The 23,233-nt window shown below is 52.6% G+C and carries 27 protein-coding genes and 1 other annotated feature; of the genes, 11 read left to right on the top strand and 16 right to left on the bottom strand.

What is annotated here, in order from left to right:
- Window position 1: 1 nt before the first annotated feature.
- The 5 genes from L1N82_RS09100 to L1N82_RS09080 form a co-directional block, all read right to left on the bottom strand.
- Window positions 2-766 carry a metal ABC transporter ATP-binding protein gene (locus L1N82_RS09100; protein WP_235287073.1) on the bottom strand — a complete coding sequence of 255 codons (765 nt, stop codon included), beginning with the start codon at window positions 764-766 and terminating at the stop codon, window positions 2-4.
- A gap of 33 nt (window positions 767-799) precedes the next feature.
- A complete protein-coding gene (locus L1N82_RS09095) occupies window positions 800-1,753 on the bottom strand; it encodes a metal ABC transporter solute-binding protein, Zn/Mn family (protein ID WP_407946737.1) in 954 nt (317 codons plus the stop codon).
- Between the two features lie 299 nt (window positions 1,754-2,052).
- A complete protein-coding gene (locus L1N82_RS09090) occupies window positions 2,053-4,104 on the bottom strand; it encodes a peptidoglycan D,D-transpeptidase FtsI family protein (protein WP_235287072.1) in 2,052 nt (683 codons plus the stop codon).
- A gap of 151 nt (window positions 4,105-4,255) precedes the next feature.
- Window positions 4,256-5,212: a transglutaminase domain-containing protein gene (locus tag L1N82_RS09085; protein ID WP_235287071.1), complete on the bottom strand. Its 957-nt coding sequence runs from the start codon at window positions 5,210-5,212 to the stop codon at window positions 4,256-4,258.
- Between the two features lie 249 nt (window positions 5,213-5,461).
- Window positions 5,462-5,911: a hypothetical protein gene (locus tag L1N82_RS09080; protein WP_235287070.1), complete on the bottom strand. Its 450-nt coding sequence runs from the start codon at window positions 5,909-5,911 to the stop codon at window positions 5,462-5,464.
- 256 nt (window positions 5,912-6,167) lie between these two features.
- Between L1N82_RS09080 and L1N82_RS09075 the strand changes: the two genes are divergently transcribed.
- Both L1N82_RS09075 and L1N82_RS09070 read left to right on the top strand, forming a co-directional pair.
- Window positions 6,168-7,382: an MFS transporter gene (locus L1N82_RS09075; protein WP_235287069.1), complete on the top strand. Its 1,215-nt coding sequence runs from the start codon at window positions 6,168-6,170 to the stop codon at window positions 7,380-7,382.
- Between the two features lie 109 nt (window positions 7,383-7,491).
- Complete coding sequence (locus L1N82_RS09070) at window positions 7,492-7,869, top strand: toprim domain-containing protein (RefSeq protein WP_235287068.1); 378 nt, start codon at window positions 7,492-7,494, stop codon at window positions 7,867-7,869.
- On the opposite strand, the gene L1N82_RS09065 is transcribed toward L1N82_RS09070, so the two are convergent.
- From L1N82_RS09065 to cyoE, 3 genes are read right to left on the bottom strand one after another with little or no spacing between them, the layout of a single operon-like run.
- Window positions 7,860-8,792: an AEC family transporter gene (locus L1N82_RS09065; protein WP_235287067.1), complete on the bottom strand. Its 933-nt coding sequence runs from the start codon at window positions 8,790-8,792 to the stop codon at window positions 7,860-7,862. The genes L1N82_RS09070 and L1N82_RS09065 overlap by 10 nt on opposite strands.
- A 32-nt stretch (window positions 8,793-8,824) precedes the next feature.
- The gene (locus tag L1N82_RS09060; protein WP_235287066.1) at window positions 8,825-9,439 is read right to left on the bottom strand and encodes an SCO family protein; all 615 of its coding nucleotides are present in this window, start codon (window positions 9,437-9,439) and stop codon (window positions 8,825-8,827) included.
- 29 nt (window positions 9,440-9,468) lie between these two features.
- On the bottom strand, window positions 9,469-10,341 hold the full coding sequence (gene cyoE / locus L1N82_RS09055; protein ID WP_235287065.1) for a heme o synthase: 873 nt from the start codon (window positions 10,339-10,341) through the stop codon (window positions 9,469-9,471).
- 272 nt (window positions 10,342-10,613) lie between these two features.
- Here cyoE and L1N82_RS09050 point away from each other — a divergent pair, with 272 nt between their 5' ends.
- Complete coding sequence (locus L1N82_RS09050) at window positions 10,614-11,036, top strand: cell wall hydrolase (RefSeq protein ID WP_235287064.1); 423 nt, start codon at window positions 10,614-10,616, stop codon at window positions 11,034-11,036.
- A 20-nt stretch (window positions 11,037-11,056) separates the two neighbouring features.
- Window positions 11,057-11,590: a spore coat protein GerQ gene (gerQ, locus tag L1N82_RS09045; RefSeq protein ID WP_235287063.1), complete on the top strand. Its 534-nt coding sequence runs from the start codon at window positions 11,057-11,059 to the stop codon at window positions 11,588-11,590.
- Here gerQ and L1N82_RS09040 read toward each other — a convergent pair.
- Entirely contained in the window at window positions 11,587-11,865 is a 279-nt protein-coding gene (locus L1N82_RS09040; protein WP_235287062.1) for an HAD family hydrolase, read from the bottom strand. The two genes, gerQ and L1N82_RS09040, sit on opposite strands and share 4 nt — an antisense overlap.
- 86 nt (window positions 11,866-11,951) lie before the next feature.
- Here L1N82_RS09040 and L1N82_RS09035 point away from each other — a divergent pair, with 86 nt between their 5' ends.
- Window positions 11,952-12,938, top strand: coding sequence for a metal-dependent hydrolase (locus tag L1N82_RS09035; protein ID WP_235287061.1), 987 nt, complete (start codon window positions 11,952-11,954; stop codon window positions 12,936-12,938).
- A gap of 132 nt (window positions 12,939-13,070) precedes the next feature.
- Here the strand turns inward: L1N82_RS09035 and L1N82_RS09030 are convergent, their stop codons facing one another.
- Window positions 13,071-13,289 carry an alpha/beta-type small acid-soluble spore protein gene (locus L1N82_RS09030; protein ID WP_111148148.1) on the bottom strand — a complete coding sequence of 73 codons (219 nt, stop codon included), beginning with the start codon at window positions 13,287-13,289 and terminating at the stop codon, window positions 13,071-13,073.
- A 116-nt stretch (window positions 13,290-13,405) separates the two neighbouring features.
- Between L1N82_RS09030 and L1N82_RS09025 the strand changes: the two genes are divergently transcribed.
- Window positions 13,406-13,582, top strand: a complete 177-nt coding sequence (locus tag L1N82_RS09025) for a DUF5325 family protein (RefSeq protein ID WP_235287060.1) — start codon at window positions 13,406-13,408, stop codon at window positions 13,580-13,582.
- Between the two features lie 54 nt (window positions 13,583-13,636).
- Here L1N82_RS09025 and trpS read toward each other — a convergent pair whose 3' ends face one another.
- Window positions 13,637-14,626, bottom strand: coding sequence for a tryptophan--tRNA ligase (gene trpS / locus L1N82_RS09020; protein ID WP_235287350.1), 990 nt, complete (start codon window positions 14,624-14,626; stop codon window positions 13,637-13,639).
- A 120-nt stretch (window positions 14,627-14,746) separates the two neighbouring features.
- Window positions 14,747-14,979, bottom strand: a binding site (T-box leader).
- Window positions 14,980-15,170: 191 nt separating this feature from the next.
- Between trpS and L1N82_RS09015 the strand changes: the two genes are divergently transcribed.
- The 4 genes from L1N82_RS09015 (at window position 15,171) to L1N82_RS09000 (ending at window position 18,127) form a co-directional block, all read left to right on the top strand.
- A complete protein-coding gene (locus L1N82_RS09015) occupies window positions 15,171-15,584 on the top strand; it encodes a hypothetical protein (RefSeq protein WP_235287059.1) in 414 nt (137 codons plus the stop codon).
- A gap of 167 nt (window positions 15,585-15,751) precedes the next feature.
- Window positions 15,752-16,789 (top strand): permease, encoded by a 1,038-nt coding sequence (locus L1N82_RS09010; protein WP_235287058.1) that lies wholly within the window; start codon window positions 15,752-15,754, stop codon window positions 16,787-16,789.
- 30 nt (window positions 16,790-16,819) lie between these two features.
- On the top strand, window positions 16,820-17,815 hold the full coding sequence (locus L1N82_RS09005; RefSeq protein ID WP_235287057.1) for a TIGR03943 family putative permease subunit: 996 nt from the start codon (window positions 16,820-16,822) through the stop codon (window positions 17,813-17,815).
- A gap of 87 nt (window positions 17,816-17,902) precedes the next feature.
- Window positions 17,903-18,127 (top strand): alpha/beta-type small acid-soluble spore protein, encoded by a 225-nt coding sequence (locus tag L1N82_RS09000; RefSeq protein ID WP_235287056.1) that lies wholly within the window; start codon window positions 17,903-17,905, stop codon window positions 18,125-18,127.
- Between the two features lie 67 nt (window positions 18,128-18,194).
- Here L1N82_RS09000 and L1N82_RS08995 read toward each other — a convergent pair whose 3' ends face one another.
- A complete protein-coding gene (locus L1N82_RS08995) occupies window positions 18,195-18,608 on the bottom strand; it encodes an O-methyltransferase (protein ID WP_235287055.1) in 414 nt (137 codons plus the stop codon).
- A 251-nt stretch (window positions 18,609-18,859) separates the two neighbouring features.
- Between L1N82_RS08995 and L1N82_RS08990 the strand changes: the two genes are divergently transcribed.
- Window positions 18,860-19,735 carry a polysaccharide deacetylase family protein gene (locus tag L1N82_RS08990; RefSeq protein WP_235287054.1) on the top strand — a complete coding sequence of 292 codons (876 nt, stop codon included), beginning with the start codon at window positions 18,860-18,862 and terminating at the stop codon, window positions 19,733-19,735.
- Between the two features lie 29 nt (window positions 19,736-19,764).
- On the opposite strand, the gene L1N82_RS08985 is transcribed toward L1N82_RS08990, so the two are convergent.
- The 4 genes from L1N82_RS08985 to thpD all read right to left on the bottom strand — a co-directional run bounded on the left by L1N82_RS08985 (window position 19,765) and on the right by thpD (window position 23,189).
- Window positions 19,765-20,526: a 3D domain-containing protein gene (locus tag L1N82_RS08985; RefSeq protein WP_235287053.1), complete on the bottom strand. Its 762-nt coding sequence runs from the start codon at window positions 20,524-20,526 to the stop codon at window positions 19,765-19,767.
- A gap of 251 nt (window positions 20,527-20,777) precedes the next feature.
- Complete coding sequence (locus tag L1N82_RS08980) at window positions 20,778-21,617, bottom strand: hypothetical protein (RefSeq protein WP_235287052.1); 840 nt, start codon at window positions 21,615-21,617, stop codon at window positions 20,778-20,780.
- Window positions 21,618-21,765: 148 nt separating this feature from the next.
- The gene (locus L1N82_RS08975) at window positions 21,766-22,287 is read right to left on the bottom strand and encodes a DUF2179 domain-containing protein (RefSeq protein WP_235287051.1); all 522 of its coding nucleotides are present in this window, start codon (window positions 22,285-22,287) and stop codon (window positions 21,766-21,768) included.
- Window positions 22,287-23,189 (bottom strand): ectoine hydroxylase, encoded by a 903-nt coding sequence (thpD, locus tag L1N82_RS08970; protein WP_328284460.1) that lies wholly within the window; start codon window positions 23,187-23,189, stop codon window positions 22,287-22,289. The genes L1N82_RS08975 and thpD overlap by 1 nt, the downstream gene beginning before the upstream one ends.
- Window positions 23,190-23,233: the final 44 nt, after the last annotated feature.

Raw genomic sequence — 23,233 nt, 5'->3', positions numbered from 1 at the left:
GTCACCTGCCTTCTGCGGAGAACGGGTCCATATGGCCTAATCTCTCAAGGAAGCCCAGACGTCCGCCATAGGTCCGGTTAAGATTCGCAGCTGTGAAGACGGTCTCTGTTGGTCCGTATGCCTGCAGGGTCACATTAAGCAGTAGTACCGAATCGAAGTATTCCTTAACGGTGGACAGATCATGATGAACAACAATCACTGTCTTTTCCTGTTTCTTAAGCTCCTGCAGCAGCGTTATGATCGCCTTCTCCGTCGCCGCATCCACCCCGGCAAACGGCTCATCCATCAGGTACAGTCTGGCGTCCTGGGCGAGAGCCCTTGCCAGGAATACACGCTGCTGCTGGCCGCCGGACAGCTGGCTGATCTGCCTGCCGGCATAATCGGCCATCCCCACCTTAGCCAAACATTCCATCGCAAGCCGCTTATCATCCAGTCCAGGACGGCGGAACCAGCCGAGCCGGCCATAACGGCCCATCAGCACGACATCCAGCGCATTGGTCGGAAAATCCCAATCGACCGATTCCCGCTGCGGCACATAGCCGATCAGTTTGCGCTGCGAGCTGTATGGCTTTCCGAACACCGTCACCTCACCCGAGAGACGCGGGATTAGACCGAGTATCGTCTTAATCAAGGTTGATTTGCCCGCCCCGTTCGGACCGATAATGCCGATTAATTCACCCCCGTTAACCTGAAAGCTGACATTATCGAGTACCGGCTTCTTCTGATAAGCAGCGCTTAAGCCGTTTACAGTCAAAGGATTATGCATGATTCCATCACCTTCATTTCTATCGAAGCCCCTCTATTGAAGCGCCTCAACGATTGTATCCACATTATGCCGGACCATGCCGATATACGTACCGGCTTCGGTCCCTTCTTCTCCCATTGCATCCGAGTACAGCTCGCCGCCGATCTTGACCTCATGGCCCAGCTTGCGAGCACCCTCAATGACAGCCTCAATTGCCCGTTTCGGAACGCTTGACTCGACGAATACCGCTTTTATCTTATGCTCAACGAGGTAGTCCCGCAAATTAGAAACGTCCTTGGAGCCATATTCCGATGCCGTGCTTATGCCCTGCAGACCCATAACCTCCATATCATAGGCCCTCCCAAAATAGCCGAATGCGTCGTGAGCCGTCACGAGCACTCTTCCGGATTCGGGAATGGCAGCGATCTGCTCTACTGCGTACCGGTCCAGCTCCTCCAGCCGTTTAATGTAGTCATCTGCCCTTGAGTCATAACTGTCTGCATGGGCGGCATCCGCTTCCTTCAGCGTGTCCCTGACTACCTCGGCAGCCGAGATCCAGTTCTTCACATCAAACCAGACATGCGGATCATACGCCTGCCCGTCCTCCTCGCTTACGGTGAGCAGCTGTCCCTCTGTAAGCCGGCTGGCTACAGCAACTGTCCGCTTCTTCTCGGCCAGCTTCTCCAGCATTTCAGCCATTGTCCCCTCCAGATGAAGGCCGTTATAGAAGATCACATCCGCCTCATCCAGCCTCCGGATGTCACCTTGAGATGCCTTGTATAGATGCGGATCTGTACCGGGGCCCATCAAACCCACAGCCTCCACATCGCTTCCGCCGATTTCACGAACGATATCATGGATCATGCCTGTCGTTGATGCAACCTTCAACACCTCTGATCCCTCAACGCCTGCCCCCCGCTCACCGTTCCCGCATCCGCTGAGCAGCACAGCTGCAAGCAGCACGTAAGCCATTGTGACAACCCATCTCTTGAACGGTGCTTTCTTCATAACCAACTGTCCCGGTGCATGATTCCTGCTGCCGGTTTGGATGCCAACCATGTGATCACCTTCCTCAATAGTTTGCATGGACGAACAATAATTGCCCATAGGACTAATTGTTTTCATTATACAATAAAGTTTCCCCGGTGCAACATTTATTTTATGTTAATGCTGCGCGGCAGCTGCGGGGTCACAGCAGACAATCACTGCCCAACATGTATCCCGAAAATAAAAAAAGATCGTCCCCCGGGCTCATACGACCCGGAAGACAATCCTGTTATGCTCCAGCAGAGCAGCTTATTTGACACTTACTCAGCCGCCGCGTCCGCAGCATCCGACTCCTGCTGCTTCGCCTTGCGCGGCGTTCCATACAGACCAACCTCTTCATCGTAGGCATCAAAAATTTTACGTGCAATCGGTGCGGCACCGCGTCCGCCGAAGCCGCCCTCCGGCACGACTACCGCTACAGCCAGCTTCGGCTTGTCAGCCGGAGCGTAGGCGATGAAGACGGCATTGTCGACGGTACCGGCACTTGTCTTCTGCTCAGATGTGCCCGTCTTTCGGTTGAAGGAATAATTGACACCCTCAAATCCTTGAACACCGGATTTCATGCCACGCTCAATGACCTTCCAGTATTCGGCCGGGAAATCCACTTCATTCAGAACGACGGGCTCAGCCTTCTCCACAACATTGCCGTTCTGATCGACGATTTTCTCCACGAACAGCGGCTTCATCCGCTTACCGCGGTTAGCGAGCGTAGCGGTATATTGCGCGAGCTGCAGTACTGTATATCTCGCCTGTTGGCCGAACGAAGCACGGATTAAGGCGGACTGTGCACTAGCTACTTCTGCCTCATGGAAATAATCAATAACCCCACTACTCTCCCACGGCAATCCGCTCTCCGTAGACACGCCTAACCCAAATTGCTTGACATATTTGTCCCAGGTCTCGACTCCTTCTAAGCCATCATATTTATGGTAGAGCTGGTTACCGATCATCTCCGCCATAAACGGGTTAGACGACTTCTCTATCGCTCTGGCCGGGTCCATTAAACCGTATGCATGGTTACCGGCATTCTTAATTCGAACTCTGTGAGTGCCTTCCTTACCAAAGTAAAACGATCCATTATCGTTATAACGCGTATATGGGGTAATAACCTTCTCTGCCATCCCAATCAGTACTGATAGAGGCTTCTGTGTGGAACCCAGGTACACAAGGGAAGAGGTATGCTTGTATTCCTCTTTTTTTGAACCCCAATCTTGAACAACCTGCCGAATTGTACCGTTGTACTGAATGGCTTGAATCTTCTTATAATCCTCTGAATCGATGCTTCCGCCCTTCCATACATTCGGATCATAATCCGGCATGCTGGCCATGGCCACCACCTTGCCGGTGTCCACTTCCATTGCTACTGCATAACCAGCTCTCGCATAGGGTGCATAATCCGGACTACTGCGCGGTACTGAACGGATGTAAGCCAAATGGTTCATGATCGCTTCTTCCGTCTTCAGCTGCACATCCTTGTTAATAGTCAGGTACAGGTTGCTGCCCTTTTCCGGCTTCGTAACCGTCGGCTGTCCGATAATGGCCGACTGGCTGTTGATCGGATACGTCTTCACGCCGTTCTTGCCCCTCAGCACATCCTGGTACATCAGCTCAATACCATCCACGCCGACATCTTCCTCTTTCAGGTACCGGACCGTCGTATCTTCTTCCTTATCCCGGGCGCCATATATATCTTCGAAGGCCGGCACGGTATTTACCTTGTTGTACTTCTTCAGATAGCCGACCAGCTGAACGGCAATCGTGCTTTCATCATAATTGCGGATGCTCTCCTCCACGACCTCCATGCCTTCGAAATCATCCTTGTTCTCCATAAAATGGGCGATTTCCTCATTGGTCAGGTTCGATTTGATGCGGCGCGGCGTAGTGGCATAGTTAATCCGGAAATTAATATCCATCTCCTTGATGATTTCATCAACGGTCATGGACTCCTTCGGATCTCCGTACTCTTCAAAGACGGCATGGAGCTCCTCAGCAATACGCCTTGCTTCGTCTTCCTTGATTTGCGGGTCAATCGTATAATAAAGCGACTGCGTAGATGTCGAATACGCGATGCGCGTTCCTGTCGAATCGTAGATATCCCCGCGGATCGGCGGGATCAGAACCGGTCTAGTGCTTATCTTGGTCTCCATTGCCTTCAGCTCCGGAGCCTTGACGAACTGCAAGATCGCAAGCTGAACAATCAGCATGCTAAACAATACAAAGGTACTGAAAAAAAACATATTCAGCCGGAATGAGAAATGTCGCCGATTAACAATCTGCCGCTTCTGTTCCTCTTCCGTACGCTGATTCGACATACCCTTCTCCCCTCCCTATTCGCTTGCTGTCAAGCAGGACCAAGCCCGCCTGCTTCCTTACCTATAGACGATCATAACAGCCATCTGGTTTCATCCGCTTGACGCTGCTTCCGCAGTTGTAGCCAGGTATATATCCTATAGCTCCGGCAAGCTAGGCTTCGCGGATGTGTGTCTGGTCAAAATCGGCTGTATCGAACCAATTTCCCGAAGAAGCCCAGGTTGCATCAAGCGGAATCCACCGCCCGGTATCCGATACGAGCACTTCGTTCCAGGCATGCGGTCCATACCCGCCCCGTCCATCCGCTCCCAGTCCCGTGACCACCTTCACATCAAGACCGGCTGTCCGGGCCATTACCGCATACAAGCGGGCCACATCAATACAAACGCCCTTGCGGGTGCGAAAGGTGTCATCCGGTGTCTGTTCCTTCCATACACCATTCTCAATATAATTATCGGCCTTATCCCAATCATATTCAATCCGAGTCCCGATCCAGTCATACAGCGCCTTGGCTTTTTCCCGGTCACTCTCCAGCTCGGCTGTCAGCTTGACCGCCGCTTCCTTGATCTCATCCGGGACATCATGGTCGATGACCTCGTAGCGGCGCTGAGCGATCTGTCTGAACTCAGCTTCAACCGCCTTGGTGAAGACAGGCCCCTGCTCGGCCAGCACCCGGCCGGCCACGGGCTCCAGCAGCCGGCCGGCCGCTTCCTGGTAGACAGGCGAAGATGCGATTCCGCCGGCAAGCGGCGCTCCCGGCATCAGCGACACATACACGAATAGCATGGCAAGCAGCAGCAGCGCTCTGCCCGCTCCATGCGCCGCACCAAGGGCTGCTCCCGCAATCCTGCTGACCGCCCTGCTTGCAGCTCCCGCTTCCCTGCCGGGACTCAGTTTGCCCAGCAGGTCCACAATGAGCGGAACGAGCAGCATGCCTGCAATACGGGACAGTGTTCGCAGCAGCAGATAAAACACGACCAGCAGAACACCGATCCGCATCAGCGAAAAGTCGCGCAGGCTGGTAACGAAGGTGTACCATACTTGCGAGAAGGTATTTAGACCGCCTTCCGGGACTGTAATATTCCTGCCCTGCAGCCACAACTCCAGCATGGGAGACACGAAGCAAGCGATCCTCCAGGCCGCAACCAAAGAGATCAGGCTCCAGGCGCCCTCCCAAATAAAAAAGAAAAGGTGCTTCGCTGAACCCGACGCACCCCTACGAAAGCCTTGAATCACCGAGAAACCCAAAACCACTATAATGATCAACGCGACAGGCTCCAAATAGGAATCCGCCCTGCTCCAATCCATATCTGCATGTTCCCTCCCCGGGAGCTGTACCCATACAGCCAGTTAGTCTGGCTACCCGTTTTGCTTAGCCTGTTCAATCAGAGACTGAATGGTGTCATCAACTTTCCATTTGCCAAGTGATGTCCCTCTGTAATAAACCGCCACTTCGTTGTCCCCGGCAGCACCGGTCAGCTCCAGCGTATCGGTCTTCACCGTATAAGTCCCGTCCCCGTTATCCGTATACGAGGCGCTCTTGATTTCACCAGCCATAGCGTTAACCGCTTCCTTCTTCACACTGTCCGCTACCTGCGTGCCGATCGAGGTTATCGAATCTAGATTCAAATCATTCAGCGTGTAGCCGCTGTAGATGATTACGACTATGACAATGACGGCGACGAGCGCCCATTTCACCACGGTTTTAACAAGCCGGATAATGATAAGAAGTACAACAAGTGCAGCGACTAGTATTAACCAGTGCTCCTGAAAAAACAGCTTCCATGTTTCCCAGTCATAATTCAACATCTCTTCAAACACTAAGACACCCCAATTCATCTGTTTCCAAAGCCGTCCGCGCACGGCTCACAGCTAATCTAGCATACTACCAAATCAGCTTGATCCCGCATGCTCAGGTATCAATCATTATACCCCAGCTTCATCCTACCGTAAACGGCATTTGAGAGGACCTTTATGTCAAGGCGGCTTGTCCATACATATCCTGTCCCCTTAATGAGTACAAGTAGGATATAGAGAATTTTCGAACTTTACGGGAGAGTGACTCATGCGAACAGCCATTTGGCTTTATCTGTTTTCCTTCGTCGCTGTATTCGATCTGCACGCTCAATACCCTATCCTCACGCCCTTCGCCGTATCGATCGGCGCTGCCCCTTCGTTCATCGGGCTCATGATGGGAATGTACTCCCTGACGCATCTGCCCGGCAACATTATTGCGGGCTACAGTGTGGACCGGTACGGCAGCCGCTTCTTTATCGTAATGAGCCTCCTTCTGGCCGGCGGAATTCTGCTGCTCCAATCGCGGGTTACCGACCCCTGGCAGCTCCTGACCCTGCGCTCGATCAGCGGCTTCGTACTTGCCTTCCTTTCACCGGCTTGTATGGCCATGCTCGCCCGGATTACCTCCGATCAGCTCAAGCAGGGCAAGCTGATGGCAGGCAATGGCCTGGTCCATACGCTAGCTTCCGTCGTCTCGCCGGCGGCAGGCGCACTCTTGGTCGCGAAGGTGGGCTTTGAACAAGCCTTTTACCTGCTTGGATGGATTCTGATCGGCACAGCACTCTGCGCGTATTTCTTCATTCGCGAAGCATCCGCCAAGCCAATGCCAGGGGATACCAGCCAACCGGGCCAGCTGACTGGCAGCAGTCCGGCTGCAATCAGCAAGCCGCAGGAGGAGCAGGATCATGGCAGTACGCAAGCTGCGACAGCGGCCCCATCCATGCCGTGGCTTGTCTATTCCCTGCCGGTGGCCATGTCCTGCGCCCAAGGAATCCTGTCCTTTGAGCTCCCGCTCATGGCCGGCTCGAGCGCCGGCGTAATGACGACCGGACTGCTCTTCTCTGTAATCAGCCTCGGCGCATTGTTCACGCTCAGCCTGCTGTTCCTGAATAAGCTCTCGCCATACGCCCGTACACTGTGGGGCGCCCTGGGACTTGCGCTAACCTTCTTCGCCATTGCGATCAATATTCCACTACCGCTGTATATCCTGCTCTTCGCTGCCGGAATGGCCAAGGGGATCATCTATCCCGCTCTCTCGTCACTACTTATCCAGCTCAGCGGAGGCACCCGGTATGGCCGGATGTTCTCTATCCTGTCCGTCGCCTTCTCCATTGGCGCCTTTCTGGGTCCGATGATTGCCGGTCAGATCAGAGAGAGCATCTCGCCTTACTATATCGCTTTTCTGTCCCTGATGCTGGCCGTCATTCTGCTGCCTATGCATACGTTTCGGACATCCTCTGCCCCCACCCGGATCACATCGTAATGGCGTGCAAATGCAGTCATAAGGACTGCCCTGTTTTTCAGCCAGCCATTCAAGCCTTTCGACATTTCCCGGGAAATGGGTACAATAATAATAACGGGAGGTGGCCATGGTGGACATCGTTATCATAGTGGAAGGCAAGAATGACCGCAGCAGGCTAAAGCGAGTGGTGACGGAGGAAGTGGATATCTTCTGTACCTATGGAACTCCTGGCACACTGCAGGTGGAGCGGCTGATCAAACAGGTAAACGGGCGGGAAGTCTATATATTTACAGACAATGATTCTTCCGGCAAACGGATTCGCGGCATACTTCGCGATGCTTTCCCGGATGCTGAGCATATCTATACGAGAAGAGGATATCCAGGGGTTGAAGGCACTCCCGAGCCCTACCTGCTTGCCCAGCTGGAGAAGGCAGGACTCGGCGAGTATCTGGTATTCCCGGAGCCTGCTCCCGCCCTGGAGCGCTGGAGCAAGGAAGATCAAATCTGAATATTCAACAGATAGATGACGAAGGTAACCGTAATAATACTGGCTAACGTAGAAACAAATACAGCCTGGGAAGCAAACTCCTTCTCATTATCAAATTCAACGGCCAGCAGCACACTGCTCAGCGAAGTCGGAACGGCGGAGGACACAATCAGGGCAGCGGCTGTGAGACCATGGATGCCGAGGAGCAGCGTAAGGCCCCACGCAATGACCGGTCCCCCGATGAGACGCAGGAAGACTGACAGCCCTACATCGTAGGCCAGCCTTCCGCTGATCCGCCAGCTCATGGTCCCAAGCTGCACCCCCAGTGTGATCAGCGCCGTTCCAATGAAGGCATCCGCAAGATAATTAACCGGGGTATAGATAAACTCCGGAACAGGTACCTGAAGCCATCGCATGACAAAGGCCAGTGGGATCACATAGATGATCGGCATCGACAAGATTACCCGGCGGATGGCCCTCCAGTCCGCCTTATGGGCATTAACGCTGTAAATACCATATGTATTGGGGATCAGCGATTGCAGCATCATGATCAGAACCTGGATTGACAGCGTGTAAGAATTTCCGGCAAAGGCAAGCTGGTTAAGCGGTATCCCATAGTTCGCACTGTTATAGAAGAGGACACTGTTCCGCATCGCGCCCCGCATCCCTCCGTCATACCCCTTCAGACGAATGACGATCTCCACTGCTCCATACTGCAGCAGCATGAAGATCAGCGCAAACAGCATCACATTCCCGAAAATATCGAGCGATATAGGGGTTTCATACAGCAGCCTGAACATCAGCGCCGGGGAAAACAAGTAAAAGTTCAGCTTGGATAATGTTTTAATGTCTAAAGAAAAAGCCCGCTGCAGAATGATGCCTACAGCAATCATCACGGACAGCGGGAGTACGTTATTCCACAGGATGTGTAAAAATATCGACATCTCTCTATTCTCTTTCCGGGGCGCCTACATTCTCAATCGTTCGCCACGTTCTTAATATCGGCTACAACCGATTCCACACTGGTTTCATCGTCTGAGAAGCCCCTGATATATTTCCGGATTTGTCCTTCCCGGTCCACAAGCACCAGAATATCCATATGAACCAGATTATCCGAGCCCTTGCTGATCACGCCCAGGTCAAATTCCCTTGCAATGTTAACAATCTGCTCCGGTTCACCCCGCAGGAAATTCCATCCGTTCAAATCGAGCTGCATATTATCCGCATACTCGCGCATGGCTTCGAGACTGTCCCGCTCCGGGTCAATTGTAATCCAGTTAAACTCGACATCCGACGGGAACAGCCCGTCCTTCTTCAGCTCGTCCTGAACATCGCTGGCCATTCTCGTGGTCGGCGGACACACATCCGGACAATTGGCGAAGAAGAAGTAATACAGCCTGACCTTCCCATCCGAATCAGAGCGTTTAGCCATGTTCCCGTCAAGAGCGGTCAGTTCATAATCCGGCGCAGCCTTGATGACTTCAAGCTTCTCCTCTGGCGTGAACACGAATCGTGTCAGCACATAAGCCGCCATAGCGGCAACCAGAATAAACAATGCAATCTGAAAGCTGTATTTCTTAATAAATGCCATACGTCAGCTGATTCCTCCCTTCGTTAAATTCAGGGCTGCAGCGCAGCTGCTCCCGTTGTGTCTGCGACCATGATGATAAAGGTTAGCATCAGGTAGTTTACAGAGATCAGAAAATTCGTCTTGGCCCATCTCTCCGTGTCCTTGGCCCCAATCCCCAACAGCGTATGCCACATCCAAACGGCACCTGCAAGCACAGAGATTATCAGGTAAATCTCCCCGACATAACCGTAGTAGTACATCAGAATACCCGCGGGAAGCAGCAGCAGGACATACGGTATCATCTGCAGCTTCGTCCGTGGAACGCCCTTCACAACCGGGAGCAGTGGGAAACCGGCAGCCCGGTACTCCTCCACCCTTCTGATTGCCAGCGACCAGAAATGCGCGGGCTGCCACAGGAAGAGCAGAGCGAACAGCAGCCAGGCTCCTGCGTCAACCACATTGGATGCAGCGCAATATCCGATAACCGGCGGCATGGCACCCGATATCCCTCCAATCGAGGTACTCCACGTAGAGGATCGCTTCAGCCACATCGTGTAGATCACAATATAGACAAACATGCCAAGCAGTCCCAGCCAGCCGCATAACGGATTAACGAGAACAAATAGAACGATTTCCCCCACAATCCCCAGCACAATCCCGTAAAACAAGACTAAGGAAGGGGTTAAGCGGCCGGACGGAAGCGCACGGTCCTTGGTCCGGGCCATCTTCAAATCCAGCTCGCGATCCCAGTAATTGTTGATGACACAGGAAGACGCCATCGTCAGTGCGGAGCCGGCCAGCATCCAGAGAAGCAGGAGCCAATCGATATCCCACTTGGACCCGACCCAGAAGCCGCCGAATGCGGCAATCAGATTGAGGCGTATAATCCGCGGTTTGGTCAACAGGTATAAATCTTTCAGCACAGCGGGCCTCCAATTATTTGCATAAAGGCTGTACGGTCACCTTTTGCCCTTGAATCGTTCTTAATCATACCGAAAATAACGCCAGTTGACAACGTTCTCACAGGCTGTTCATCATTTCGCCATGTGTTGATTATCAGATCTCTCTATAGCCTAAAAAAAAGTACAAGCCGTATGTGTCACTATCCATTCGTCCAGCTAATATACATATCATATAGTCTTGTGCCCATGGGCGCGGGCGACCATACCTGCCGAAAGGAGTGGATCCCGAACAAATGGCAAGGATCAAGGCGAATTCCGAAGATGTCAAGATGCTGGCACGCCTCATGCGTGCAGAAGCGGAGGGTGAAGGCGAGCTAGGCATGCTTATGGTCGGTAATGTGGGTGTCAACCGGGTGAAGGCCAACTGCCTTGATTTCCGTAATCTCCGGTCCATCCGCGACATGACATTTCAAAGGCCTGGCGGCTTTGAGGCCACACAGAAGGGTTACTTCTACCAGGCTGCAAGAGAGAAGGAAATCCGGCTTGCCCGCCGTGTCATCAAGGGAGAGCGGCAGCATCCCGCATCCAATGCACTCTGGTTCTTCAAGCCGAGCGCATCCTGCCCAGGCCAATGGTACAACCAGCCGAACACCGGCCGTCACAAAAGCCACTGCTTCTTTGCCCCGACAACTACCAGCTGTCCAAATGTTTATTAACGAAAGCGAGGAATTATCGAATGTATAATGTTAATCCTTCTTACGGCATGCAGCCGGCTGCTTATGGTACTGGCGGACAACACCTTCAGCCCTACGCTGCCTCTTATACCTATCCCGGCTGCACAAGTGCCCCGATGACCTATTCTCAAGCTCCAAGTGCTATGATGACCCCCGGACCTGGCATGCAGGGAGCAGTGCCGCCAAGCGTGCCTTCAGGCGGAATGGTGACACCGGGCGCCGGCAATATCGTTACGATGCCCGCTGTTGAAGAGTCCTATGTAGAGAACATCCTGCGCCTGAACCGCGGCAAGCTCGCCACCGTATACATGACCTTCGAGAATAACAGCCAGTGGAATGCCAAGGTGTTCAAGGGCATCGTGGAAGCTGCCGGCCGGGATCATCTTATTCTCAGCAACCCGGAAACTGGTATGCGCTACCTGCTGCTTATGGTCAATCTTGATTACGTTACATTCGATGAAGAGATCGCCTACGAATATCCGATCAACGGCGGCGGAGTTGTAACCAACACCACACCGATGACGAACGGCCGTTAACAGGCTCTAAAAACCCAGGCGTGAATCTTATCTCTTCCGCCCTGCACATACTTGAACATACCGGCCCAGGAAGAGCTCTCCGAGCAGCGCTCTTCCTTCAGGGCCTCCCCCTGCTCCAGACTGTCCGCAGGCCATACCTCAACGAACAATCCTTGCTGGTCTGTTCCTTCATATAAGATGAAGCTCTTATTCGATACCCTGGCAGCTTCCATCCATTCCATATAGGCTGCACGGGATTCTGAAGCAACCCGGTATTCTACAAAGCAGGTGTACATCCAAGCCCCTCCTAATAATCAGCAGTTATGAAGAACATACTAAAGCATGCACATAGTATATCATCATAACGGGAGGTCAGCATGCCATGGATTCCGGAACTCATTTGGTCATCGGACTCGGTCTTGCAGGTTTGGCGGCAGTAGACCCCGTGGTCGCTGGCGACCCGGATATCTTCGGTGCCGTCATGATCGGCACGGTCGTCGGATCGCAAGCCCCCGATTTTGACGGGCTGATTCGTTTCATGGGCAATGCCGCCTATATCCGGAATCACCGGGGCAAATCCCATTCCTTCCCTGCGGTGCTGATCTGGGCTTGTCTCCTTACACTTGCCCTCCAGCTAGCCTACCATGGATCGCTGCCCCTCCTTCACGTCGGCGCCTGGGTACTGCTTGCCGTCAGCCTGCACGTGCTGACCGACATGTTCAATACATATGGCACACAAGCCTACTGGCCGGTGTCGGATAAGTGGGTAAGGTGGAATATTATCCACATTTTTGATCCTGTTATTTTCCTGACCCATCTTGCCGCGCTCCTCCTCTGGGCATCAGAAACGGCAAGGCCATCGCTGGTGTTTCCATGGCTCTACAGCTTATTGGTGATGTACTACATCGGCCGCACCCTTCAGCATAGAGCAGCGGAACGTCTTGCGATCCGCATGGATGCCACCTTCACCGACGGGGATCGTTATACTGTCATTCCCACGCTTACCATTCAGGACTGGAACATAGTAAAACGCCGGAGTGACGGCGGATTTGCCATCGGTCATCTGAAGGGGCGGACACTGACATGGATGGAAAACGTCCGCTCCGCCGAGCACCCGGCTGTCGAAGCTTCCAAACAGCATGCGGACGTTAAGGCTTTCCTGTACTTCACCTCTTTCACTTATGTGGAAGTACGCAGCTACGAATGGGGATATGAAGTTCGATGGTCGGACGTGCGATTCCGCTACCGGAAGCAGTATCCCTTCGTCGCCGTTGTCGTGATGGATAAGGATTACGTGACACTTGGCTCCTACATTGGCTGGCTGAGCGAGAAGAGGCTGGAGAAACGGCTCCGCCTTAACAGCTATTAATGCCTTGACCCCTGCATCCCTTCCTGCCACAATGGAAGGGGTGCGCTTTTAGCGTGAAGCAGACCCTCGGCCGAACACAAAAAGAAGCCCGGGCTTCCCCGGACTTCCGCTTATCAATAGGTATACGTAGAATTAACGGTTGCCCGCCAATTGTTGTTCAGCGATTTGGACGAGCTTCTTCGTGATGTAACCACCAAGGGAACCAGCATCACGAGTTGCCATGTTACCGTAATAGCCGTCCTGCGGGATTTGGATACCGAGCTCTTGTGCAGCTTCATATTTAATTTGTTCCAGTGCCTGGCTCGCTTGAGGTACTACCAACGTGTTGCTGCTGCGGGATTGGCCTGCCATGTTTGTAATCTCCTTTCGTCCTCTAAGCTGTAGTGTGTTGCAAGCTTGCGAGCTTATTATGTGCCCTCTGCGCAATTATATGCTTCTTGTCTCAAAAATTTTAAAGGAGAATGTGAATGTCCAAATCTGCATCGCTGCTGTTTGCCTGTATCTCTGTCCTGTTCATGTTTGCAACTGCCATCATGATCAGTCATAACGGCTGGCTGGCCCTGCTCTTCTTCCTTCTGACGATGGGCGTCATCGGGTACGGATTTGTCTATAAAGCTCGCCAGAGAAGAAGAAAAGACGGCTGATCGCCGTCTTTTCTTCTTGTAATAGTTGATAACACAGCCTTTACTGGCTTTAAGTTATGCCTTCGGCAGCAGGAAGCCCATCTTCTCCTTGACGTCACGCACGGTCTTGTCTGCAATAGCGGAGGCACGTTCGGCTCCATCTGCCAGAATCCGGTGGATTTCGCCTGACTGTCTGATTTCATGGTACCGCGCCTGCAGGGGCTCCAGCACTGCAACCACCTGCTCAGCCAGGTCCTTCTTAAAGCCGCCGTAGCCTTGACCCTCATAACGGGCTTCGATTTCTTCCAGCGACAGCCCCGAGCAGTGCGAGTAGATGCTCATCAGATTGCTGATTTCCGGTTTTTCAGCAGGATTAAATTTCACTTCACGGCCAGAGTCGGTTACCGCCCGGCTGAGCTTCTTACGAATGACATCCGGCGGATCGAGCAGGGCAATGTAGCTGGCCGGATTCGGGTTACTCTTGCTCATCTTCTTAGAGGCGTCGTCGAGGGACATAATCCGCGCGCCGATCTTCGGAATATACGGCTCAGGTGTGGTGAAATAGTCGCCGAACCGGCTGTTAAATCGCCCTGCCAGATCACGGGTCAGCTCAAGATGCTGCTTCTGGTCATCCCCCACCGGCACAAGGTCAGCGTTATAGATCAGGATGTCCGCGGCCATCAGCGCCGGATATGTAAACAAACCCGCACCAATCGAATCCTTGCCCGCTGATTTATCCTTGAACTGGGTCATCCGCTCCAGCTCGCCCATATAAGTCATTGTCGTCAACAGCCAGCTGAGCTCCACATGCGAACGTACATGCGACTGGACAAAAACGGCCGCCTTGGCCGGATCAATCCCCGCCGCGATGAATAGAGAAGCTACTGCTTCCGTCTGCTCACGCAGTGCTTCCGGCTCCTGTGGAACGGTGATGGCATGCAGATCGACGATCATGAAGAAGCATTGGTGGGTGTCCTGCAGACGGACAAAATTTTTCATTGCTCCGATATAGTTGCCAAGAGTCAACTGGCCACTGGGCTGAATGCCCGATAATACGCGCTGCATCAATAACAGCTCCTTCCCCTTAACTGTTTTGCAATCCATTCCTGTCTGTCCCCTGGTGTTTAGCCATTCCTGCACATGGGTATTAATACCAGGATACAAGAACACAAAAAGGCCCCCGCCGCAAGGGACGAGGGACCGTGGTGCCACCCTTATTCGCTGACGGAAGCGCAGTAACGCGCAGTCGACAGCCTTGATGTTCCGTAACGCTGAACCTGCGGAGAACCATCGGCAGCGGGTGCCTTCCGGTCTCGGCTCCGGGATCCATTCAGCAAGAGCTTGACACCGGTTTACACCAACCACCGGCTCTCTGCGATCACAGCTGCGCGCCTACTACTTCCCTTCATTGCCATTTAACCCGATTATACGCTGCAGACCCGAAAAGTCAAGCTGCTGCAGCTGGTTTATCGATACCTATCTTAACCGTTTAGAAGTTACCGGATAGGTACGAACAGTCCCGGAATCGGCCCGTTAAAATGTTAATGCACCAACCCTAGACCTATGCTACAATTAGGAAATTAGAACTACATACCGAGGTGAGTCGACGATGCTGAAGGAATTGCAAGTTGCACACTGCCCGTCTTGCGGGAAGGTGTACCAGAAGAATCTCCGCAACCTGTGCAGGGAATGCTCCTCACGTCTAGACAACCAGTTATCGGCGATCGACCGCTATCTGGCGGGCAACCGCTTTGCCGACACAGCAAGCCTGTCTGCGCGTACAGGTGTTCCAGTGAAGACCATTCACAGCTTTATCCGAAGCCGCAAGCTGTGCATTCAGCATTACCCTAACTTGACGACTGCCTGTGAAAGCTGCAGCGGACCGACGCGTGAAGGAAAGCTCTGCACAAGCTGCACCAAGCGATTAACGATGGACATTCATTCGATGCTGGAACAGGAACAGGCTCTACGCCAGCGGTCACGGGATACATCCAGCTTCCAAATCAGGCACTCATCGTATTGAAATGATTCGGTAGAAGCCGCATAATAAGCTGTCTTCGGCAGACGTGCCCGCACGCTGCTGAAGGCAGTTTTTTGCTTCTGTATCTTATATTAGTTGTCCTATGGACGCCTGTGGAGGCATAGTCTATAATTAGTAACCGTAATCCTTACAGAAATGAGGTAAGAAGCTTGGCCACCATTATTTTACGCTTTGTGCCTCCGCTGCTGATGGTCTGCTGTCTCGGAATAATCGGGCTTATTTTGACTGGCACCAGCTTCTCGGATTTAATGGATTTTTCACTCGATCCAGCCTTTATACCAAGCTTTAAGACCATGTTTATCAGCATCATTCTAGAGGCTTTCCCGTTCATCCTGCTCGGCGTATTGTTCTCAGCACTGCTGCAGGTGTTCGTTTCTGACAGTGTCATCCAGAGGTTTACGCCCAGGAATCCCGTCGCAGGTGTGCTGTTCGGCAGTCTTCTGGGTCTGCTGTTTCCGCTGTGTGAATGCGGTATGGTACCCGTCGTAAGGCGTCTAATCCGCAAGGGCATGCCCGCCTATATCGGAATCGTCTATATTATTGCCGGCCCGATCCTGAACCCTGTCGTTTATACAGCGACCTGGACGGCTTTCCGGACAAGGCCTGAGATCGCTTATTCACGAATGGGCCTCGCCTTCGGCGTGTCCGTGATTACCGGTCTGATCCTGTATAAAATGATTAAAAGCAGCCCGCTGAGACAGGCCAGCTCTGCTGCTGTGCACAATCATGATCACCATCACGGCCATGACCACAGCGATGCAGGGGCAGCAAGCGTTAAGAGCCGGTTCGCTTCTACTCTTTCACATGCATCGGATGAATTTTTTGAGATGGGCAAATATTTGATATTCGGTGCGCTGCTTACCGCACTTATACAGACTGGTCTCAGCCGTGATACGCTTGCAGGCGTCGGCGAGCAGCCGGTGCTCTCCAACCTGTTCATGATGGCTTTCGCCTTCATCCTGTCGATCTGTTCGACCTCTGACGCGTTTATCGCCGCATCCTTCACCGGAACGTTCAGCGCAGGACCGCTGCTTGCTTTCCTCGTGTTCGGACCGATGATAGATCTCAAGAACACGCTGATGCTGCTGTCCACGTTCAAAACGAAGATCGTGATAACGCTCATATTCCTTACAGGCACTCTGGTGTTAATCGGTTCTATCTTAACGGAGAGGCTGTTCTTTCCTTGACCGGCGGCCCCCTGAAAGGAGATTCAATCCATGCAAGATGAGATTCGCAGCCGCATGCTTCACCAGCTCATGAGAGGCCTCATCCTGACTGGCTTCGCCATGCTTATTGTCTATCTCGTCAAGACCGACAGTATCGGCTATTATATCGCTCCCCGGATGGAGCTTTACGTTAAGCTGTCCGCAATTGGCTTGTATGCCGCAGCTGTTTACCAGTTCTATGAAGCGATCCAGTCATGGATTGGCCGCAAAAGAGAGGCACAGTGCGATTGCAGCCATGATCCGTCGCCTTCTGCAGCCAAGAATACGCTTATCTATGGCCTCTTCCTGTTCCCCCTCGCGCTCGGCTTCCTGCTCCCCGACACCACAATGGGCAGTGCGCTGGCTTCGAAGAAGGGAATTACTTTAAGCTCCTCCCAGCAACTGGGCGGCTCAGCAGACACTGTCACCTCAGCAAATGAACAATCACAAGCGGAGGTCAGCCCGGAAAGTGAAGGATCAGATGCCTCCGCAAGCCAGCCTGAGATGACATCGCCAGTTCCCATCCAGCTTGAGCCGGGAGCAGTGCCTACCGAGGAGCAGCTCAATGCCATGTTTCCTGCGGACACCTATACGGAAACCTATGCCGAGCATGCCAAGAAGCTGTATTTCTCCGAGCGTATTGAAATACCGGAGAAATCTTTTATCGAGTACCTGACGACACTGGATCTGTACCGCGCCAATCTGACTGGCAAGACAGTGGTCATCAGCGGCTTCGTCTACCGCGAAGAGGAAATGGGCAAGGACCGGTTTGTTGTAAGCCGGTTCGCAATGAATTGCTGTTCAGCGGATGCCATGCCTTACGGCTTGATGATTGATTATCCGGGCGCATCGCGGTACGCGGATGACGAGTGGATTCAGGTAACGGGGCGGATGGAGTTGACGACCTATAAGGACAATGAGATCGTCTACCTCAAAGCGAGTAAAATCGAGAAAATCGCAGCGCCTGAGACGCCTTATGTATACCCTGATTTTGATTTTGGCTTCTAACATACTTTCCTCCGCTTCCTGAATGTTTATGGATGAATATTTTTATCCTGCATAACCATACTAAGGGCAGCAAAGGAGGTGAGCAGGATGGCATCTAATAACCGCAACAGCAACACGCTCGTCATTCCGCAAGCCAGCGCAGCTCTCAAGCAGCTCAAATATGAGGTTGCGCAGGAGCTCGGTATCCAGATTCCACAGGACGGCTACTACGGTTATATGGCAACCCGCGACACCGGCGCAATCGGCGGCTATATCACACGCCGCTTGGTTCAAATTGCGGAAGAGCAGCTGGCTGGCCGCTTCGGCCGTTAAGCTCTGACGCACTCAAGCCCGCAGCTATAACCGCTGCGGGCTTATTTCTTTGTAACTTAAGCGAACACTAATTGAATTCCATGAATGAGGTTTTATGCTGAGGCTGGTACCTGCTCATCCAGTTAACGGCATTGTAATTGGATTCGTACATCACACTGGCAGACCAGTTCTTGCTGCTTTCCCTCACTGAAAAATCGTATTGAATTTCCCCATGTGTCCAGCTGCGCTTCATCTGCAGCACCTCCACCGCCATCTTACGGAAGGCCGCCACCTGATCTGCGGACAGTCCAGTTCCGCTGCAAGGCTTTACTACACCATCACGTGTATCAATCGGATGATGCTTAATTCCATACTTGCCAACTGCATTATTCCGGATTTGAATTGATACTGTCCCTCCCACCGCATTGGTCAATTCATTCTCCAGCTGCCGGAACACATAATCCACCTGCCTAGCTAATGGCATTTCTTCTACTGATCTCATCATTAGTCTCCTCTACCCTTTTCTGCATGATCCTTCCACTGGGTCACAAGACTCATTATATAGTTAATAATCCCTATTCGACAATAGCTTTAGTGAATATTATTAGTTCTAAAGTATTATTATTCAGGAGAAGAAATAAAAATTACAGCTTCCTCCAGCTGCATGAGAACGCTGTAATCGGTGAAACTATGTATGAATATGTAGGGATGAATCCAATCAGTCCTACTACATGATTAAAGGGAGGGACGGACATGCAGCGGTTCTTACAGACGGCACTTATACTGCCCGTGCTCCTTCAGCTGCTGGCATCGGTTATACATACACCTTCTTTGTATCCGTATCCAATGAGCCATTCAGCAGTCCAATTGGGGAATGGGAATAAATCTGAGACAGCGGCTTTAGATAAGAACAGCACAAGTGAAGCCGCTCCCCGCCGGAAGCGCTACCGCAAATCCAGCGTCCGCCGTGTCCCCTGGTCAGTCCTGCAGAGCCGTTATTCGGGAAGCTTCGTCATACGGGGGAGCGGCGGGCGCAAGCTTGTGGCTTTGACCTTCGATGATGTTCCAGACCCCCGGTATACTCCAATGGTGCTGGATATCCTCGCCAAACACCACACCCGGGCAACATTCTTCGTGCTCGGCAGCCGGGCGGCGAAGCACCCTGGGATCGTTAAGAGAATGGTTCGAGAAGGCCATCTCGTGGGGAATCATTCCTATTCGCATGCCCTGTTCGCCCAAGCGTCACTGGCTGCTTACCGCAAGCAGATCACGCTGACAGACCAGCTGCTTGCCAAACTAACCGGCTACAGGCCCCGATTTATCCGCCCGCCTTACGGTGAGATCCTTCCCCGTCAGGTCGAATGGTCAAGGGAGCAGGGCTATATTGTGGTTAACTGGGATGTCGATTCCGAAGACTGGAAAAGCATCGGCAGTGATAAAATCATGGCCAATATCCGCAAAACGCTGCAGCCCGGCTCTATCATTCTCCAGCACGCAGGCGGCGGAGACAGCCAGGATCTAAGCGGAACCGTTAATGCAATTCCCAAGCTGCTCCGTTATCTTAGAGCCAAGGGCTACCAGACCGTTACAGTCGATGAACTGCTGGGGCAGCGGGGACAACGCGGATAGCGTTTTTTTCAATCAGATGCATTGCTCGTTTACAACACATATATCGTCACGCCTTGAATGCCGAACGTCAGTGCTTTATGCCTGCTGTCCGCAACGAAGATGTCGACCCGGCTGCCCTTAATCGCGCCACCAATATCTGAAGCAACAGCATACATGCCGCCTGCCGGCAGCCCGCTGTACGAGTAGCCTGTGATATAGAGCTTGCTTCCCAGAGGAATCAGCCTCGGGTCCACGGCAACGGTACCGATTGCCAGCGGATTGCCGAAATAATCAACTGCCCCCCACTTCCCGTTCTCAGCTGCTGATGCTGTGTAGACACTGGCCTTGGCCCGCAATGCTTTCTTGTAGCTGGCCGGTTTCACACTGGTTGAGCCCGTCTTTTGCTGGCTGGAAAAATCGGGCGCTTTGAACGCCACGGCACTCATCACCGTTGGCAGCTTGGGAGAAGCCGACATGATGAGAGGTGCCGGTCCGGCATCTGGTATATGGATCTCTATTCCTGCGGGCAGATTATTCGGATTAATCTCCGGGTTGCTCTCAAGCATCTGCTCCAGTTCCACGCCAAATCGCTGCGACAGCTTCCAGAAGCTGTCACCTGGTTCGGTGGTATAAACTGCAGCTGCAGCAGCTGAGGTTGCCAGCTGGGCTGCCGTTACAACGGCCAGGATGGCCGATGCTGCGCATATTCTCTTCAATAGCCCGGGTCTGCGGTTTTTCATCGTCGCAGTCTGTGGAACAGCCTTGCTTATATCGTTATGTTCGGGGTTGTTTAACTGGATAGTTGCGGTCATATTGCCCTCCCTGTTTTAGCAGCCTTTATGTACAGCTCAGCTGGTAACGGTTAGGAAAACCATCCCGCTTTGGCTTACAAACGAGAATAACACAGCCCTTCCGGCTAAAGTACAGGAAAAACTGACCAAAAGGCTTCAAACCCGCAGTGTAAAGCGAATATTAGAAATTATTAATTGGCTTAAGCTGGCAGCAAAAAGACCTGACGGCAGCTTGAGCGCTGAACCGCAGGTCTTTCCATTCAATATGTGTATTAACAGACCGGGTTCGTAACGGTCTGAACGCCTTGAAACAGGGTTGCCATATGAATTCGGTCCCCACTGAAATCAACATCAGTTACAGGCATGCCAAGCTGGACTGACTGCAGCCGAATCGACCCTTGGAATCCGCAGATGCGGTATACGCCGCGATCCGTGCATACAAAGCTGTCATGGCCAATAGTCCGGACAGCAAACATAAACAGACTGCCAAACCGGTATTTCTCAAAGCCGCCGCGTGTGTTTCCTACCGCAAGCTCCCCCTGCTCGGTTATTCCCAGCACTCTGCTTCCATAAACCGTCAGACCGGTTACTGCCCCGTCCAGCGGAAATTCCGCCCAGGCATCTGTGTAGCGGTCATAAAGCGCGATTCCTTGATCATAAGCCGCTATAATATAATGAGGGAGCAGGAGTATATCGTACACGACTGAATTGGGCATGGCCAATCTGCTCCAGCCGGCCCCCGAGTTCTCCCAGATTCCGTACTGCGTCGCAGCCAAATTACAGCCGCCCTGCCGTCTATACTGAAAACAGGGAATCGCGATATCCGATGAACACCAGCTGTCCCCCTTCAAATAATACAGTCCATGATCCGTGCAGGCATGCAGCACATCCTGCTGAAGAATTAGCCGGTTAACTGATGTAGCATCAGGCAACCCTTCATTTAGCTGGCTCCAATCAAATCCGGCCTCCCTGCGATATACACCCTTTCCTAATGTAGCGGCATATATAGAATTTTCCCCGACGACCTTTACCGAGGAAAGCGGATACTGAATTTCTTCCCAAGAACGCTTGGCCCCATGCGAGAACATCTGATCCGAGCACCCCATTTCCATTCATATCTTTAATGAGAATCATTATCAATGATATATGGAAAAAGCTCAACGGTCAATGCAAATTTAGAAGGATAGCCGATCCGCCTATGGCAGACCGGCTTTTGGCTCCTTCCAACGAGCTTTATGCTTGTCGAATCCAGCTTGTCCGCTATCGTGTCAGCTTGGTCCAGAAGCCTCCTTTGAAGAACTTCGGTTCATGTGAGATAACGAATGCTTTTGGGGCAATGTCTGCAAGTGTCTTCATCAGCCTGCGTTCATTGCTGCGTTTGACCAGCACCTGCATGACAAGCCGCTGGCCGTCCCGCCCGTCGGCCGGCCAGGAGGTGACTCCGTACCCAAGCTGGCGGAGCTTGCCGGGCAAGTCCACTGCCAGGGAATCCACAATCACCTGTACGACCATATAACCGAGAGCCAGGAACTCCTCAATTTTGCTTCCGAGGTATACCCCGATTCCAAAGCCCAGACAATACGCGATCATATTGGCCGGGTTGGAGACATTTTGAAGCACAAGATTAAGACCGACCAAATATACGAACACTTCGATCATCGCCAAGAAAGAGGCTGCGCCCGTCCGGCCTTTGATGACCAGAATAAGGCGCAGCGTAAAGAGTGATACATATACAACATTAATGGCGATGATCGTAACGACCGTCTGCCAGTCGATCAGCATTAGCCGTTGCCGCGCTCAGCAATATAGGCAGGACGCGGAGCTTGACCGGAGAAGGGCTCCGTCAATCTGTTCTCCGTGCTGTTGTACACCATAAACACGTTGCTGCGCGGATATGGCGTAATATTGCTGTTAGAGCCATGCATAATGTTGCAGTCGAACAGCAGGATGGAGCCTGCTTTGCCTACCGGCGTAGCGATACCATGCTCTTTCACGAGCTTCGTAAGGCTGTCATTGTCCGGTACGCCGTATTCCTGCTTGCGCAGCGATTCCTTGAAGTGGTTTTCCGGCGTCTTGCCGACACAGGAGACGAACTTCTTGTGCGAACCCGGTACAACCATCAGAGGCCCGTTATATTCAAAATTATCTTCCAATGCAACCGAGCAGCTGAGCGCACGCATGGAAGGCATGCCGTCCTCTACATGCCAGGTTTCAAAGTCGGAGTGCCAGTAGAACTCCTTGCCCTTGAAGCCAGGCTTGAAATTGATTCTGGACTGGTGAATGTAGACATCGCTGCCCAGCAGGTAACTCACGATCCCCACAAGACGCGGATCCTTCGAGAGCGCTTTGAATAGCATATTATTCTTGTGCACCTCAAAAACCGAGCGTACCTCTCTGCCTCCCGGCTCACGAATGACCCCATCAGCATCCTTCTCGCGATACTCTTCCAGCATCTTGCGGAGCTCGGCACGCAGCGCCTCCACCTCACGGGCGGGCAGGAAATCCTCCAGGAACAGATAGCCGTTCTGCTCGAAGAAATCCGACTGCTCCTTGGTCAGCGGGCTGTCCTCTGTCCAATTGGAATAGACAACCGGGTCCTTACGATCCGTAATCTCCGGCGTGTCTGATACACGGGAAGGATATTTGTCCGCGATTGTAGATTGGTTACCTACTTCCATAGTCATACGATCAGCTCCCTATTCATGGTTTAGTATTGGATGATAAGCAG

Source organism: Paenibacillus tarimensis, from assembly GCF_021532315.1.
Classification (GTDB): domain Bacteria; phylum Bacillota; class Bacilli; order Paenibacillales; family Paenibacillaceae; genus Paenibacillus_I; species Paenibacillus_I tarimensis.
The sequence above is the reverse complement of the archived record's forward strand: the minus strand, read 5'-3'. Positions and strand labels throughout refer to the sequence as shown.

Coding starts and splice junctions, on each gene's coding strand:
- L1N82_RS09100 (WP_235287073.1), bottom strand. CDS start 766: ATGCATAATCCTTTGACTGTAAACGGCTTAAGCGCTGCTTATCAGAAG.
- L1N82_RS09095 (WP_407946737.1), bottom strand. CDS start 1,753: ATGAAGAAAGCACCGTTCAAGAGATGGGTTGTCACAATGGCTTACGTG.
- L1N82_RS09090 (WP_235287072.1), bottom strand. CDS start 4,104: ATGTCGAATCAGCGTACGGAAGAGGAACAGAAGCGGCAGATTGTTAAT.
- L1N82_RS09085 (WP_235287071.1), bottom strand. CDS start 5,212: ATGCTGGAGTTGTGGCTGCAGGGCAGGAATATTACAGTCCCGGAAGGC.
- L1N82_RS09080 (WP_235287070.1), bottom strand. CDS start 5,911: ATGTTGAATTATGACTGGGAAACATGGAAGCTGTTTTTTCAGGAGCAC.
- L1N82_RS09075 (WP_235287069.1), top strand. CDS start 6,168: ATGCGAACAGCCATTTGGCTTTATCTGTTTTCCTTCGTCGCTGTATTC.
- L1N82_RS09065 (WP_235287067.1), bottom strand. CDS start 8,792: ATGTCGATATTTTTACACATCCTGTGGAATAACGTACTCCCGCTGTCC.
- L1N82_RS09060 (WP_235287066.1), bottom strand. CDS start 9,439: ATGGCATTTATTAAGAAATACAGCTTTCAGATTGCATTGTTTATTCTG.
- L1N82_RS09050 (WP_235287064.1), top strand. CDS start 10,614: ATGGCAAGGATCAAGGCGAATTCCGAAGATGTCAAGATGCTGGCACGC.
- gerQ (WP_235287063.1), top strand. CDS start 11,057: ATGTATAATGTTAATCCTTCTTACGGCATGCAGCCGGCTGCTTATGGT.
- L1N82_RS09040 (WP_235287062.1), bottom strand. CDS start 11,865: ATGTACACCTGCTTTGTAGAATACCGGGTTGCTTCAGAATCCCGTGCA.
- L1N82_RS09035 (WP_235287061.1), top strand. CDS start 11,952: ATGGATTCCGGAACTCATTTGGTCATCGGACTCGGTCTTGCAGGTTTG.
- L1N82_RS09030 (WP_111148148.1), bottom strand. CDS start 13,289: ATGGCAGGCCAATCCCGCAGCAGCAACACGTTGGTAGTACCTCAAGCG.
- L1N82_RS09025 (WP_235287060.1), top strand. CDS start 13,406: ATGTCCAAATCTGCATCGCTGCTGTTTGCCTGTATCTCTGTCCTGTTC.
- trpS (WP_235287350.1), bottom strand. CDS start 14,626: ATGCAGCGCGTATTATCGGGCATTCAGCCCAGTGGCCAGTTGACTCTT.
- L1N82_RS09015 (WP_235287059.1), top strand. CDS start 15,171: ATGCTGAAGGAATTGCAAGTTGCACACTGCCCGTCTTGCGGGAAGGTG.
- L1N82_RS09005 (WP_235287057.1), top strand. CDS start 16,820: ATGCAAGATGAGATTCGCAGCCGCATGCTTCACCAGCTCATGAGAGGC.
- L1N82_RS09000 (WP_235287056.1), top strand. CDS start 17,903: ATGGCATCTAATAACCGCAACAGCAACACGCTCGTCATTCCGCAAGCC.
- L1N82_RS08995 (WP_235287055.1), bottom strand. CDS start 18,608: ATGAGATCAGTAGAAGAAATGCCATTAGCTAGGCAGGTGGATTATGTG.
- L1N82_RS08990 (WP_235287054.1), top strand. CDS start 18,860: ATGCAGCGGTTCTTACAGACGGCACTTATACTGCCCGTGCTCCTTCAG.
- L1N82_RS08985 (WP_235287053.1), bottom strand. CDS start 20,526: ATGACCGCAACTATCCAGTTAAACAACCCCGAACATAACGATATAAGC.
- L1N82_RS08980 (WP_235287052.1), bottom strand. CDS start 21,617: ATGGAAATGGGGTGCTCGGATCAGATGTTCTCGCATGGGGCCAAGCGT.
- L1N82_RS08975 (WP_235287051.1), bottom strand. CDS start 22,287: ATGCTGATCGACTGGCAGACGGTCGTTACGATCATCGCCATTAATGTT.
- thpD (WP_328284460.1), bottom strand. CDS start 23,189: ATGACTATGGAAGTAGGTAACCAATCTACAATCGCGGACAAATATCCT.